The 13,406-nt window shown below is 71.9% G+C and carries 12 protein-coding genes and 1 pseudogene; 7 read left to right on the plus strand and 6 right to left on the minus strand.

The genetic code is table 11. From position 1 onward, the window contains the following. Positions 1-14 precede the first annotated feature (14 nt). A complete protein-coding gene (locus ACP4J3_RS13130) occupies positions 15-797 on the minus strand; it encodes a hypothetical protein (RefSeq protein WP_426533694.1) in 783 nt (260 codons plus the stop codon). 537 nt (positions 798-1,334) lie between these two features. Here ACP4J3_RS13130 and ACP4J3_RS13135 point away from each other — a divergent pair. Together ACP4J3_RS13135 and ACP4J3_RS13140 are read left to right on the plus strand one after the other, a co-directional pair. Then, on the plus strand, positions 1,335-2,018 hold the full coding sequence (locus ACP4J3_RS13135; RefSeq protein ID WP_426533696.1) for a transglycosylase family protein: 684 nt from the start codon (positions 1,335-1,337) through the stop codon (positions 2,016-2,018). A gap of 102 nt (positions 2,019-2,120) precedes the next feature. Further along, on the plus strand, positions 2,121-2,654 hold the full coding sequence (locus ACP4J3_RS13140) for a transglycosylase family protein (protein WP_426533698.1): 534 nt from the start codon (positions 2,121-2,123) through the stop codon (positions 2,652-2,654). Here ACP4J3_RS13140 and ACP4J3_RS13145 read toward each other — a convergent pair. From ACP4J3_RS13145 to ACP4J3_RS13155, 3 genes are read right to left on the minus strand one after another with little or no spacing between them, the layout of a single operon-like run. Then, positions 2,584-3,267 carry an ATP-binding cassette domain-containing protein gene (locus ACP4J3_RS13145; RefSeq protein ID WP_426533700.1) on the minus strand — a complete coding sequence of 228 codons (684 nt, stop codon included), beginning with the start codon at positions 3,265-3,267 and terminating at the stop codon, positions 2,584-2,586. The two genes, ACP4J3_RS13140 and ACP4J3_RS13145, sit on opposite strands and share 71 nt — an antisense overlap. After that, the gene (locus ACP4J3_RS13150) at positions 3,264-6,011 is read right to left on the minus strand and encodes an ABC transporter permease subunit (RefSeq protein ID WP_426533702.1); all 2,748 of its coding nucleotides are present in this window, start codon (positions 6,009-6,011) and stop codon (positions 3,264-3,266) included. The genes ACP4J3_RS13145 and ACP4J3_RS13150 overlap by 4 nt, the downstream gene beginning before the upstream one ends. Further along, positions 6,011-6,487, minus strand: a complete 477-nt coding sequence (locus ACP4J3_RS13155; protein ID WP_426533704.1) for a hypothetical protein — start codon at positions 6,485-6,487, stop codon at positions 6,011-6,013. The genes ACP4J3_RS13150 and ACP4J3_RS13155 overlap by 1 nt, the downstream gene beginning before the upstream one ends. A 172-nt stretch (positions 6,488-6,659) precedes the next feature. Between ACP4J3_RS13155 and ACP4J3_RS13160 the strand changes: the two genes are divergently transcribed. From ACP4J3_RS13160 to ACP4J3_RS13175, 4 genes are all read left to right on the plus strand, one after another. Continuing rightward, entirely contained in the window at positions 6,660-7,205 is a 546-nt protein-coding gene (locus ACP4J3_RS13160) for a hypothetical protein (RefSeq protein ID WP_426533706.1), read from the plus strand. Further along, a complete protein-coding gene (locus tag ACP4J3_RS13165; protein ID WP_426533708.1) occupies positions 7,180-8,481 on the plus strand; it encodes an ABC transporter substrate-binding protein in 1,302 nt (433 codons plus the stop codon). Before ACP4J3_RS13160 ends, ACP4J3_RS13165 begins: the two co-directional genes overlap by 26 nt. 71 nt (positions 8,482-8,552) lie before the next feature. Then, on the plus strand, positions 8,553-8,999 hold the full coding sequence (locus tag ACP4J3_RS13170) for a hypothetical protein (protein WP_426533710.1): 447 nt from the start codon (positions 8,553-8,555) through the stop codon (positions 8,997-8,999). Between the two features lie 6 nt (positions 9,000-9,005). Continuing rightward, positions 9,006-10,046: a helix-turn-helix transcriptional regulator gene (locus ACP4J3_RS13175; protein WP_426533712.1), complete on the plus strand. Its 1,041-nt coding sequence runs from the start codon at positions 9,006-9,008 to the stop codon at positions 10,044-10,046. Here the strand turns inward: ACP4J3_RS13175 and ctaD are convergent. Continuing rightward, positions 9,934-11,616: pseudogene (gene ctaD, locus ACP4J3_RS13180) on the minus strand (cytochrome c oxidase subunit I); the annotation flags it as partial. The gene ACP4J3_RS13175 and the pseudogene ctaD overlap by 113 nt on opposite strands. A 402-nt stretch (positions 11,617-12,018) precedes the next feature. Between ctaD and ACP4J3_RS13185 the strand changes: the two are divergent. Then, positions 12,019-12,234 carry an I78 family peptidase inhibitor gene (locus tag ACP4J3_RS13185; RefSeq protein ID WP_194047948.1) on the plus strand — a complete coding sequence of 72 codons (216 nt, stop codon included), beginning with the start codon at positions 12,019-12,021 and terminating at the stop codon, positions 12,232-12,234. A 104-nt stretch (positions 12,235-12,338) separates the two neighbouring features. On the opposite strand, the gene ACP4J3_RS13190 is transcribed toward ACP4J3_RS13185, so the two are convergent. Continuing rightward, positions 12,339-13,388 (minus strand): phosphatase PAP2 family protein, encoded by a 1,050-nt coding sequence (locus tag ACP4J3_RS13190; protein WP_426533714.1) that lies wholly within the window; start codon positions 13,386-13,388, stop codon positions 12,339-12,341. Positions 13,389-13,406: the final 18 nt, after the last annotated feature.

The raw sequence follows: 13,406 nt of genomic DNA on the forward strand, positions 1-13,406 counted from the left end.
GGGGTGTGCGGCACTCACGTCCCGGCAAGAGGCAGCGCCGCCCCGACCAACTTCCCGTTCGCCGCGGCCTTGTCCAGGGCCTCCCGCAGCAGGTCCTCCCTGGGCTGGCGTCCGATGGAGCCCACCGGGGCCGCGAACATCAGCACCTGCTGGTGCTTGTTCGCGGCGGCCCGCCAGCCGTCGGTCACCAGCAGCGGCTGGTGCGCCTGCCACCAGGCGACCGGCTGGCCCCCGTTGGTCCCCGGCTGAAGCACCGCGTGCAGCTGCCCCATCGCCAGCAGCACCGACCACCCGTGCAGCACCGGCGGCACATCGGCCAGCTCCGTCACCGGCATGAACCCCTGTTCGATGAGCAGCGGCAGGAAGTCGTCACCGGCGCCGGTCGCGCCGGGGCGCACGATGGGCCCGGTCGGCTCGACGACGAGCGCGGGGTGCAACTCCCCGGCGATCAGCACCAGTCCGCTGGTCACGCCGAGCACGGCCTGCTCCGGCACGATCTTGTCGGGCTCCAGGTCGACCGTGTCGCCGGTGATGGACTTCACGGCGCCCTGCAACTGCTCCTCGGTGACCTGGACGACCTGCGACGGCAGGCAGGTGGCGTGGGCGAAGGCGAGGACGGCGGTCTCGTCCCCGATGAACAGGACGGTGCTGGTGCGCTCCTGTTCCAGATCGCCCGGGGTGCGGCAGGACGTGCAGTCGTAACTGCCGGGGGCGTTGTCTCCGGCGAGCAGCCGGTCGGCTTCCTCGTCGCCGATCTCGGCACGTACCTCGTCGCTGACGTCGAGCATGCGTGGCACGGGGTGGCTCCTCGGGATGTGGTGCGGGTGGGGCCGGGTGGCTCCCGGCCCGTGAACCGGGCGGGTCCCGGGCTCATGAAGAAGACAACGGACGATCTGTGGCGGGAGTCACGCACCACGGCGAACGGAATCGAACCATCCAGCGCGCAGGGTCACCCTGCGTGCGGATTGCCCACTCACCGTCAAGTGCTAGGGAATCCAAGGAAGTTGGTTACGTGGGGTGTGTCACAGATCGTCGGGTTCGCTGGTCGACAAATCACGAAATGCGCGAATGAAGTGGGTGGCCGGAAATCGACGATACCGGGGGTAACGGCGAACTGGCCTGGAATGACAAGGAGTTGGTTGATACCGGGCGACCCATGTCCCTACATTCCTCGGCCGTGTGCAACGAGCACCGCTCGGGTACGTCCGCCGACCGCACCAGCCAGCATGCAGCACCACCTTCCGGCGGACGGGGCGAGCGCCGACGACGCGCCCCATGGCGTGGTCGGTGGCGTTCCGCCTTGGGGGACCCCGAGTCCTTCGAGAGGGAACTACATGTCCGAATGTGCCGATAACACTCACGACAACGCTCGGAAGACGCCGAAGGCTTCGAACGGAAGCCGGACTCGTACGACAGCGGTCCTCGCCGGGGCGGCACTGCTCGCCCCGCTCGGACTGCTGGCCGCCACCGGCAACGCCGCAGCGGCGGACAGCGGAGTGTGGGACCGCATCGCCCAGTGCGAGAGCGGCGGCAACTGGCACATCAACACCGGCAACGGCTACTACGGCGGGCTGCAGTTCTCCGCCTCCACCTGGCGCGGCTTCGGCGGCACGGCCTACGCGCCGACGGCGGACCAGGCCAGCAAGGCCCAGCAGATCGCCGTGGCCACCAAGGTCCAGCGCGCCCAGGGATGGGGCGCGTGGCCCACCTGTTCGGCCCGGGCCGGAGCGTACGGGAGCGCAGCCGGGGCTCCCGCGGCCGGCTCTCAGCCCTCCGCCAAGGCGGCTCCATCGACCACCAAGGCGGCCCCGTCGACTCCGTCGCAGACGCCGGAGCGTTCGTCGGGACACACGACCCGCGACTCGTCCCGCGGTGACTACACCGTCCGCGAGGGCGACACGCTGAGTGGCATCGCCGCCCGGCACGGGACCACCTGGCAGCAGCTCCATGCCGCCAACAGGTCCGTCATCGGCGGTGATCCCGACCTGATCGTGCCCGGGCAGCGCCTCGAACTCTGAGCGCGGCCCACTGGCCCCGCCCGGTCCGCCGACCGGGTGGGGCCTTGCGTCCATCGGACGCGCCGCACCGGTTGGTGGCAATAAGCTGCCTAGCGTGCTGATATGAAATACGCACCGCTCACGATCGCCCTAGCCGCCGCCCTGTTGACCGCCGCCACCCCAGCGACGTCGCACGCCACGCACGCGCCCCAGGTGGCGCCACCACTACCGGCGTCCGGACCACCTCCCAAACCCTCGTCACTGGCCTGCGCCAGGAGCCATTGGCCCTGGGGCTGTGTCGCCCAGTGCGAGAGCGGCGGCAATTGGCACATCAACACCGGCAACGGCCACTACGGCGGACTCCAGTTCTCGCAGCGGACCTGGGAGGGCTTCGGCGGGCTGAAGTACGCCCCGCGCGCGGATCTCGCCAGCCGCAAGGAGCAGATCACCATCGCCCGCAAGGTGGTGGCCGTGCAGGGCTGGGGGGCCTGGCCGCACTGTTCCCGGCGGTACGGGCTCAAGGGCCGTATGAAGTGGGACGGACCCAGCGCCGCCCAGCACCGGCTGAACCGCGGCGCGACGCCGCTCAGGCCGAAGGACTCGAACCGGTGGGCCGCCTCCCTGCCCGGCCTGCGAATTCACACGCCTCTCCGCTGAACACGACCGCGCCGCGCCGCAGTTCGTGGACGACTGCCGCCCGGGCCCGCAGCGCGGGCGGCAGTCGTTGCTCGGCGACGACCACACACGCGTCGAGACCGCTCAGCAACTCGTACGTATGGGCGGCGACCGTGGGCGACATGCCCTGCGCGGGCTCGTCCACGAGCACGACACGCGCGCGTGCCAGCAGAGCGCGGGACAGCGCGAGCATGCGCTGCTCGCCGCCGGACAGGGTGCCGGCGCGGCGGGCGAGGAGGGTCCTCAGCCGGGGGTAGGCGTCGAGGGCGATGTCGTACGGCGCGCCCGCGAGTTCGAGGTTCTCGCGCACGCTGAGGGAGCCGAACACCGCCTGCCGCTCGGGGACCAGGCACAGTCCGCGGCGGGCCCGCTCGTACGCGGGCACCCGGGTCACGTCGACGCCGTCCCACACCACCGCGCCGCCCGACAGCCGCACCGTTCCGGCCAGGGCGCGCAGGGCCGTCGTACGGCCGGATCCGTTCCGGCCCAGCAGGACGGTGAGGCCGGGGCCGTGAGCGGCGATCGTGACGCCGTGGAGGGCTTCCAGAGGGCCGTAGCGCACGCGCGCGTGGCGCAGCGAGATGGTGGTCGTCATGCGGGGGCCTCCTGGCTGCCTGCCGCGTCGAGCACGCGGTCGGGTGGGCCGGAGGCGACGATGCGGCCGGCCGTCATCACGTGCACGGTGTCGGCGAGGTCGGCGACCAGGTCGAGGTCGTGCTCGACGACGAGGAGGGCCGTGCCGTCCGCGGCGAGGGCCCTCAGGACCCGGGCGAGTGCGGTGACTTCCGCCGTGTCGAGGCCGGCGGCGGGCTCGTCCAGCAGCAGGACGCGCGGGCCGCCGGCGAGGGCCCGGGCGAGTTCGACACGCCGGAGCGTGCCGGTGGGCAGACCGGCGGCGGGCAGCGAGCGTACCGGGCCGTCCAGGCCCATCAGCCGCAGGGACCGCTCCACGGCCGACGGGTCCTTCAGGCGGCCCTGTTCGGCGCCCACACGGACGTTCTCGGCCACGGTGAGGGAGGGGAACACGGCCAGTTGCTGGAAGGTGCGGGCGATGCCCAGGCGGGTGCGGGCGTGGGCGGGCAGGTGGGTGATGTCGCGGGTGCCGAACCGGACTTGGCCGTGGGTGGGGCGGTGGGTGCCGGCGAGGCAGTGGAACAGGGTGGTCTTGCCTGCGCCGTTGGGGCCGATGATCGCGGTGACCTTGCCCGGGGGGACGGTGAGGGTGATGTCGTCGACGGCGGTGAAGTTGTCGTAGCGGGCCTGGAGGTGGTGCGTTGTCAGTGCGGGTGTGCGGGGGTGCACGCGGCCTTCGGCCGCGTTCGGGTTCCGACCCGCACCGCCCGTGCGGCTTTCGTCGTCGGGTGCGGGTGGCCCCTGTGGGGGTTCTACGCCGTCGGCGGCTGGTCGGTCGGTGCGCGGTGGCGTTCCCGCCGTGCTCAACGCCGTCACGCCGGTCAGCGCCGGGCGGGGGGCTCGTTCTCGCTCGGGTGGGTGCAGGTGTTGACGTACCTGGGCGCCCAGCGCCGTGAGCCGTGCCCCGCGCCGCGGGCGCAGCCTCCCCGCCGCCGTCCGCAGTGCCTCGTACGGTCCCCCCGGGAACCGTCCCACCAGCACCGCAAGCACCCCGATCAGCGCCGCCGCCACCCCGCCCCGGGCGCCCGCGTCCAGGCCGACCAGGAGGGCCGCCGCGGTCAGGGCGCCCAGGGTGCTGTCGGCGCCGAGGACCACCACCGCGGCGAACCAGAGCAGGCCGCGGACCGGGTCGTAGGCGGCCGGGTCGAAGGCGCGCAGGCCCATGCCGAGCATGCCGCCGCCGAGGGCGGCCAGGGCGGCGCCCGAGACGAAGGCCAGGAGCTTGAGGGAGGGCACCTGGACGCCCGCCGCCGACGCGCCGGACTCGTGGTCCCGCATCGCCGCCAGGGCCCGTCCCGTACGGCCCCGGCGCAGCAGCCAGGTCGTCAGCAGGGCGGCGGCCAGGAGGCCGAGCTCCAGGACGTAGTACACGCGGTCGCCCTCGAAGCCCGCCGGGCGGCCCAGGGAAAGGCCCGCGATGGCGTACGGCTGGTCGAAGACGAAGCGGCTCACGCCGACGCCCACCGCGAAGGTGGCCAGCGCCAGGGCCAGACCCCGGCGGTTGATCGCCGGCCAGCCCGTGAGGAGGCCCAGGGGCGCCACCAGGACGACCGCCAGCGCCAGTGCAGCCAGCTCCGGCAGCCGGGGCAGGCCCGGGAAGCGGCCCGCCGCCAGCAGGGCCGTGAACAGGGCGCCCAGTCCCGCGTACGCCGCCTGGCCGAGGGAGATCTGGCCGCCGCGGCCGGTGACGACCACGAGGGACAGCAGCACCACGGCCAGCGCCGGGACCTGCACCGACGTATGCAGGTCCGAGCCCGCGAAGCCCAGGGGGAGCAGGAAGAGGACGGCCGCCACGATCCAGGCGCCCGGCGGGGTCGGCACGCGCGCGGTGGCCGTGCGGGGCAGGGCGTCGCGGGTGCCGACGCCGGGCAGGGCCAGGGCCGCGATCAGCAGGGCCACCACGAAGAGGTTGGTGCCGACCGCCTGGAGCAGCGGGGCGCCCCAGCCCGACGGGTGCAGACGGGTGAGCTGGCTCTGCGCCACGCCGATGGCCAGCGCCGCCACCACCGCGACCGGCAGGCTGCGCATCCGCGCGGCCACCGCGACCGCGACCACCTCCATCACCAGCAGCGGCATGCCGTACGGGTCGAGACGCAGGTACGGCGCGAGCAGCACGCCCGTCAGTCCCGCCGTGAACGAGCCGAACGCCCAGCCCGCCGCCGCCACCCGGTCCGCGTCGATGCCGCCGAGGACGGCGAGCTGCCGGTCGTCCACCACGGCACGCAGCTCCCGGCCGAAGCGCGTCCAGCGGATGACCGCGCCGACCCCGGCCGCCAGCAGCAGCGCCACCGCGAGCTGGCCCCACGGATCCGCCGACACCAGCTCGGGGGCGTCGTCCCGGGCCCCCTGGCCCCACAGCAGCGCCGCACCGCCCACCAGCAGCACGAACACGCCGATGGAGGCCACCAGGGTCTGCGCCGGGTCGCCGCCCAGGACCGACAGCGGACGGAAGACGAACCGTTCCAGCGCCATCCCGATGGCGGGCGCCAGGACCAGCAGCGTCACCGTCGCGCCCGCCCACAGCGGCCAGCCCCACTCCACGACGCACTGGCGCAGCACATACGCGCACACCATCGCGATCGCCCCGTGCGCGAAGTTCAGCACGCCCGTCGCGCGGTACGTGACCACCAGGCCGATGCCGGTGAGCGCGGCGGCGCTGCCGACCGACAGACCGGCCAGGGTGAGGTCGTACGTCAGGGAGGACATCAGTCATCCGCTTCGGCGGGCTCACAGATCGGGCACGGGCCCAGTTCGCCGCTCCTGACCAGCTTCGCATCGACGGGGACGGCCTCCACCTTGCCGGCGACCAGCGGACAGTCCGCCCGGTGCCAGAGGGTGCCGCCGGGCACCATCAGCAGGTCCCCGCTGACCGCGAGCGGCGCCGCGGCCGACTGCCCGGACTCCTCGGCGTCGGCGGGCTCGGCGGCCACCAGAAGGCCGTACAGCTCCTCCACGCGCGCGGCGGCGAGCGCGCCCCGGCCATGGGTCAGCAGCACCGACCCGGCGATGATCAGCGCGGCCCCGGGCACCGTGCAGGACGCCAGATACGGCAACTGCCGCTCGGCGAACCGCTCGCCGGAGATGCCGTACCAGCCGATGACGCACAGCACCGCGCCGGCCGCGAGCGCGGCCCAGCCGGCCCACAGGACGGGGTGCACGGTCCGCAGTCGGGCTGTCCGCATCGCTGGCTCCCACATGTCGGTCTGTGTGCCCGCACAGCCCGCACATCGGATGTGTGCGCATGTGCCTGGCCGTCTTCCATGTCCGCCAATGGACTTGCACTATGCCTCGTGCAAGCTGACCCTGAAAGCACCGGGCGCAGCCCGCCCGGATCGACACCCGGTGGTGAGCCAGATGGTTCTCGGGAGCGACCTCAGGCGGAACGGCGCACGCAGGGGACGGGGGACGGCGCTGGCGGCCGCCCTGCTCCTCATCCTCGCCCCGGCCCTCGCCGCGTGCACCGACGACGAGGGCGGCGGCGGCAACGAGACCCCGCCGACACCGACCGTCGAGCGGACCTCACCGGCCGCATCGGCGCCCGCCGACGTGGCGGCCGCCGAGACGGAGATCAAGCAGAACTGGCAGAAGTTCTTCGACCCGAAGACCTCCCTGGAGGACAAGCAGACCGTCCTGGAGAACGGCGAGCAGATGGCGCCCGTCCTGCAGGCGTTCAGCGGTGACGAGCGCGGCGGGCAGGTCCAGGCGAAGGTCTCCAAGATCGAGTTCACCGCGCCGACCGAGGCGAACGTGACGTACGACCTGACGCTGAAGGGCGCCACCGCCCTGCCGAACGCCGCCGGAACCGCCGTCGAACAGGACGGCACCTGGAAGGTGTCCGCGAAGACCCTGTGCGCGCTGGTCCAGATGAGCGGCAATGCGTCGCCGATTCCGGGGTGCTGAGGCGGCGATCGCCGTGCTGGTGCTGGCTCTGAGTACGGCGTGCGGCAGCCGGCTGCCGGAGAGCGACTTCGAGCACCGCGACCGGGGCACGGCCCCCGCGCCGGCCGACGACCGCACCCCGATCCGGGTCGGCGTCATCACCAGCGCCACCAGCCCGGTCGGCGGCGACGCCTTCATCGGCCCGCGTGACGGCGCCAAGGCCTACTTCGACCGGCTCAACGCGCGCGGCGGCATCGACGGCCGCCGTGTCGAGGTGCGGCTGTGCGACGACGGCGGCAGCGGCGTCGGCAACAACGAGTGCGTGCACGAGCTGATCGACGAGGACAAGGTCGTCGCCCTGGTCGCCACCACCGCCCTGGACTACGCGGGCGCCTCGCGCGTCTCACGCGCGCGCGTGCCCGACATCGGCGGCCAGCCCATCGGGGCCGCCTACGACACCTACCCGCACCTGTACAGCATCTACGGCAGCCTCGCGCCCCGCGACGGCACCACCGGCTGGGACGGCAAGCAGTACGGCGGCACCGAGGTCTACCGCTACTTCAAGCGCGAGCACGGCGCCCGCACGGCCGCCGTGGTCTCCTACAACCAGCCCGCGTCCGCCGCCTACGCCCGGCTCGTCGAGCGGGGCCTGAAGGCCGAGGGCTACAAGGTGGTCACCGAGCAGGTCGACTTCGCGCTGCCCAACTTCCGCGCGATCGCGGCCGACCTCAAGGACCAGGGCGCCGACCTCGTCTTCGACGCCATCGACAGCCACGGCAACGCCCGACTGTGCGAGGCGATGGACGACGTCGGCGCCGAGGTCACCGCCAAGGTCACGAACGTACAGAACTGGACGTCCGCCGTCGCCGAGGACTACAAGGACTCCCCGCGCTGCCGCAACGCCCTGTGGGCGACCGGATCGTCCCGCAACTTCGAGGACACGGACCACGACGCCGTACGCGCGTTCCGGGACGCCACGAAGGGGCTGAAGACGCACTCCCAGTGGCAGCTCGAGGGCTGGGCGGCGGCGATGTGGTTCACGGACGCGGCCAGGTCGTGCGCGCGGTCGGACACCGGCGTCACGCGCGCGTGCGTCGACGACTACGTGAACCGCGGCCAGGGATACACCGCCGACGGCCTGCTGATCCCGGTCCGGTTCGAGCGGCTGCCCGAGCCGCCCGAGAGCCGCCGGACCTGTCTGTCGGTCGCCCGCTGGGAGGACGGCCGGGGCTGGGTCTCCCAGGGCGACATGAACACCACGTGCTTCGAGGTGCCGCAGCTCTCGTACGAGCCGTGACAGGCAACCAAAGGGCCGCCTCGCCGGTCCAACCGACAGAGCACACAGCGCGGAGGGAGGAACCGCAGCGCATGACGCCCGTGCCGCAGGCCGCACCACTGCGCGCCGACTGCATCGCGGATTCGGCGGGCGGGCTGACCTTCGACGTCACGGCGGCGGCCGGGGCGAGTGGGCCCGCCCATCTCGTACTGCGCCACCGCGAGGGCCGCGAGGAGGTCACCCTGCCGCTGACCCCGGCCACCGCCGGCCGCCTGCGCGCCGCCCTGCCGAGCAGCGTGGCGCTGCCGGAGGGCCACTGGGACGCGTTCGCACGCGTGACGGAGGGCGAACCGCACCGCCTGATGCCGGGCGCGATGAAGGTGCACTCCCTGGCTTCTCGAGTCCCGTACGAAACCCGACAAGGGAACCTGAGTGTCGAATGCCGCTTAGCTGCAACGCCCTTGAGGGGCGCGGGGAACTGCGCGACCAGCCACAATAGACCCGCACTCGCCCGCGAACCCGTACCCCCGAACCATTAGGCGCCCATGCTCGACACCTCCGCAAGACTCCTGCGGCTGCTCTCCCTCCTCCAGGCCCACCGCGAATGGTCAGGTGCCGACCTGGCCGAACGCCTCGGCGTCACGCCCCGTACCGTCCGCCGCGACATCGACCGCCTACGCGAACTCGGCTACCCGGTCAACGCCAGCCCCGGCACCGGCGGCGGCTACCAGCTCGGTGCCGGCGCCGAGCTACCACCCCTCCTCCTGGACGACGACGAGGCCGTCGCCGTAGCCGTAGGCCTGCGCACCGCCGCAGGCCAGGGCATCGAGGGCATCGGCGAGACCTCCGTACGGGCCCTCGCCAAACTGGAGCAGGTCCTGCCGAACCGGCTGCGCCGCCGCGTGGCCGCGCTGAACGCCTTCACCGTGCCGATGCTGCGCAGCCCCCGGCCCTCCGGCGTCGACCCCGCCGTCCTGACCGAGCTCGCGAACCTCTGCCGGGACGCGGAGCGCCTGCGCTTCGAGTACCGCGACCACGACAACGCCGCCACCCGCCGGACGGTCGAGCCGCACCGCCTGGTGTGCAGCGAGCGCCGCTGGTACCTGGTCGCCTGGGACCTCGACCGCGAGGACTGGCGTACGTTCCGCGTCGACCGCATCACCCCCAGGCCGCCGCACGGCCCGCGCTTCACGCCGCGCACCCCGCCCGCCGAGGACCTCGCCGCGTATGTCTCCCAGGGCGTCTCCACGCGCGCGTACGCCTCGCACGCCGTGATCCGGCTGCTGGTGCCCCTGCACGAGGCGGCCGAGCGCATCTCGCCCTCCGCGGGCACCCTGGAGGCCGACGGGGACGCCGCCTGCGTCCTGCGCACCGGGGCCGCGAGCCTCGATGTGATGGTGCTGCACATCATGATGATCGGCTTCGAGTTCGAGGTGCTGGAGCCCGTCGAGTTCATCGAGGCGATCAGGGACGCTCGGGATCTGCTGTCCCGGTCGCTGGAGCGGGGGACCGGTCGGGCTCCGCGTGCGCGGGGTGGTGCAGATCGAACGCCGGGGACTCCGAGCGGATCCGCGGCAGCGTCGTGAAGTTGTGCCGCGGGGGCGGGCAGGAGGTCGCCCACTCCAGGGAGCGGCCGTAGCCCCAGGGGTCGTCGACGTCGACCCGCCGGCCGTACCTGGCGGTCTTCCAGACGTTGTAGAGGAACGGCAGCGTCGACAGGCCGAGCAGGAACGCGCCGATCGTCGAGACCGTGTTCAGCGCAGTGAAGCCGTCGGCCGCCAGGTAGTCGGCGTACCGGCGGGGCATGCCCTCCGCGCCCAGCCAGTGCTGCACCAGGAACGTGGTGTGGAAGCCGACGAACAGCGTCCAGAAGTGGATCTTGCCCAGCCGTTCGTCGAGCATCTTCCCGGTGAACTTGGGCCACCAGAAGTGGAACCCGGCGAAGATCGCGAAGACGACCGTGCCGAAGACGACGTAGTGGAAGTGGGCGACCACGAAGTACGTGTCGGAGACGTGGAAGTCCAGCGGCGGAGACGCCAGGATCACCCCCGTCAGACCGCCGAACAGGAACGTCACCAGGAAGCCCGTCGCCCACAGCATGGGCGTCTCGAAGGACAGTGAGCCCTTGAGCATGGTCCCGGTCCAGTTGAAGAACTTCACGCCCGTGGGCACGGCGATCAGGAAGCTCATGAAGGAGAAGAACGGCAGCAGCACCGCGCCCGTGACGAACATGTGGTGCGCCCACACCACGATCGACAGACCGGTGATCGCCATCGTCGCCGCGACCAGCGTGAGGTAGCCGAACATCGGCTTGCGTGCGAAGACCGGGATGATCTCGCTGATGATGCCGAAGAACGGCAGCGCGATGATGTACACCTCGGGATGCCCGAAGAACCAGAACAGGTGCTGCCACAGCAGCGCCCCGCCGTTGCCCGCGTCGAACACCACCGAGCCGAACCGGCGGTCCGCCTCCAGCACCAGCAGGGCCGCGGCCAGCACCGGGAACGCCATCAGGATCAGGATCGACGTGAACAGCGTGTTCCAGGTGAAGATCGGCATCCGGAACATCGTCATGCCGGGGGCGCGCATCCCGATGATGGTGGTGATGAAGTTGACCGCGCCGAGGATCGTGCCGAAGCCGGCCAGTGCCAGGCCCATGATCCACAGATCGGGGCCGATGCCGGGGGAGCGTTCCAGGCTGTTCAGCGGTGCGTAGGCGAACCAGCCGAAGGCGGCCGGTCCGTCCGGCACGATCAGTGAGCCCATCACGATCAGGCCGCCGAACAGGAACAGCCAGTACGAGAGCATGTTCAGCCGGGGGAAGGCGACATCCGGGGCGCCGATCTGGAGCGGCATCAGCTCGTTGGCGAAGCCCGCGAAGGTCGGGGTCGCGAACAGCAGCAGCATGATCGTGCCGTGCATGGTGAACAACTGGTTGAACTGCTCGTTGCTCAGCAACTGCATCCCGGGCCGGGCCAGTTCGGCCCGCATCAGCATGGCCATGACGCCGCCGGCCAGGAAGAACACGAACGATGTGATCAGGTAGAGATGGCCGATCTTCTTGTGATCGGTGGTGGTCAGCCAGTCGACGATCACCCGGCCGCCGGGCTGCCTGCTTCGCATGGGTGCCGTCGCCCGTACGGTCTGCGTCCCCATCGCTCGCTCCGCCCCTTCGCTCGTCGCGTCCCGGGCCCGCTGAAGCCCGCGTCGCACGCGCCGGCGCGAGCTCACGCCATGATGCTCGCGTCGGCAGCGCTCCGACAGAGGGCGTACGGAGGTTCTGTGGTGGAGCCATGTACTTCCTGTGCCGCACCGGCTCCCGTGGCCCGCGCCGAATCGGGGGATAAAGGAGCCCGGGGGCGGTTCCCCGGGCACTTTTGCGCCGGACGGTGGGTGGGTCTCCATGACACGCGGGAATTACCATCGAATGCCTGCGGAAGGCCCGGAAAATCCCTCGTCCGTGTGACGGCCGGGTGATGGCCAATCGGCCGAAACGCGTGTCGTGATTCTGTGACAAAAGCGTGACCCGGGACGTACGTGTGCCCTAGCGTGGGTCGCATGGCACCCATTCCGAAACCCCCCGCAGAACCCGAGGACAACCCGGACGGGTATGTCGGTCTCGATGCCGACCGGGCCGAGCGGCTCGCCCGTGACCGTGGGTGGTCGACGGTGCGTTCGCTGCCGCCGGGGGCGATCATCACCATGGAATACCGCAGTGGCCGGCTGAACTTCGAGGTGAAGGACGGCCAGGTGGCGCGGGCCTGGAAGGGCTGACATACGGCTGATACACGACGGCGACGGCCCCGGTTCCCGAGCGGAACCGGGGCCGTCGCCGTGAGCGGGTGGCTGTGCGTACCGAACCCGCCGTTCGGGGGAGGTCAGCCGCCGGTGAGGGGGCGGGCCGAGGGGGCGCCGCCGCGGGTGATGCGGTCCGTGTGCGGCGGGCGGCGGCTGCCGGCCGGGGTGACCGGGGTGCGCTCCGCGCGGGTCGTGTGCGGGCCGGGCGCCATGTAGCCGGGTGTTCCCCGGGTGGAACGGGCCGCAGCGGTCGTGTCGCGGGCCGCGGGGGACGTGTCGCGCGCCGCGGCCTCGTTGTCGGCCGGCGTGGGACGCGGCTTGAGCGGCACCGGGGCCTCGACCGGGGCGGTCGGGACGGCGACGGTGCCGGCCCGGCGCTCGCGCCAGCGTTCGCGCACCTCGAAGATCCGGGCCTCGGAGCGGGCGATCAACGGCTCGAACCACGGCAGGGCGAGCAGGATCAGCAGGCCGGCGGCCCAGCCGAGGAGCACGTCGCTCAGCCAGTGCGTACCGAGGTAGACGGTGGACATGCCCACGCCGAGCGAGGTCACCGCCGACAGGGCCGACAGCCAGCGGCGCGCTCTCGGGGTCGAGGCCAGATAGGCCAGGATTCCCCAGGTCACCACGGCGTTGGCGGTGTGGCCGCTGGGAAATATATCGCCGCCCAGCCACATCTCGTTCGAGCCGATGCTGGTCGCGTAGTGCGGACCGAGGCGGCCCATGCCGAGCTTGGCGGCACCCACGGTGATGTTCAGCAGCAGCAGCGAGACGCCGAGCGCGAGCAGCGGCCGCAGCGTGTGCTGCCGCCAGGAGCGCCAGCCCAGCCAGGCCGCGACCATCACGGCGGTCGGGCCGCGCTGGCCGACCACCACGTAGTAGTCGACGAACGCGTGGATCTCCGCCCACTGCTGGTACGGCCGGAAGAACATGACCTGCCAGTCGAGCCGGACCAGCCACGAGGTGATGACGACGGCCCACACGATGGCGCCATAGAAGGCCAGGGTCGAGGCGAAGAGCACGATCCTGTGCCGGGTCATCCGCGGCACATCGATGTGGGCCGGACGTTCCGGTTCCCGGTCCAGCCTGGCGAAGACCCGGTCCAGACGGGTCAGCTTTCGTTCGGTACGCACTCAATCGACGTTACAGCG

This window comes from Streptomyces sp. UG1 (assembly GCF_049974585.1).
GTDB lineage: Bacteria > Actinomycetota > Actinomycetes > Streptomycetales > Streptomycetaceae > Streptomyces.

Coding starts and splice junctions, on each gene's coding strand:
- ACP4J3_RS13135 (WP_426533696.1), top strand. CDS start 1,335: ATGTCCGAATGTGCCGATAACACTCACGACAACGCTCGGAAGACGCCG.
- ACP4J3_RS13140 (WP_426533698.1), top strand. CDS start 2,121: ATGAAATACGCACCGCTCACGATCGCCCTAGCCGCCGCCCTGTTGACC.
- ACP4J3_RS13145 (WP_426533700.1), bottom strand. CDS start 3,267: ATGACGACCACCATCTCGCTGCGCCACGCGCGCGTGCGCTACGGCCCT.
- ACP4J3_RS13150 (WP_426533702.1), bottom strand. CDS start 6,011: ATGTCCTCCCTGACGTACGACCTCACCCTGGCCGGTCTGTCGGTCGGC.
- ACP4J3_RS13155 (WP_426533704.1), bottom strand. CDS start 6,487: ATGCGGACAGCCCGACTGCGGACCGTGCACCCCGTCCTGTGGGCCGGC.
- ACP4J3_RS13160 (WP_426533706.1), top strand. CDS start 6,660: ATGGTTCTCGGGAGCGACCTCAGGCGGAACGGCGCACGCAGGGGACGG.
- ACP4J3_RS13165 (WP_426533708.1), top strand. CDS start 7,180: ATGCGTCGCCGATTCCGGGGTGCTGAGGCGGCGATCGCCGTGCTGGTG.
- ACP4J3_RS13170 (WP_426533710.1), top strand. CDS start 8,553: ATGACGCCCGTGCCGCAGGCCGCACCACTGCGCGCCGACTGCATCGCG.
- ACP4J3_RS13175 (WP_426533712.1), top strand. CDS start 9,006: ATGCTCGACACCTCCGCAAGACTCCTGCGGCTGCTCTCCCTCCTCCAG.
- ACP4J3_RS13185 (WP_194047948.1), top strand. CDS start 12,019: ATGGCACCCATTCCGAAACCCCCCGCAGAACCCGAGGACAACCCGGAC.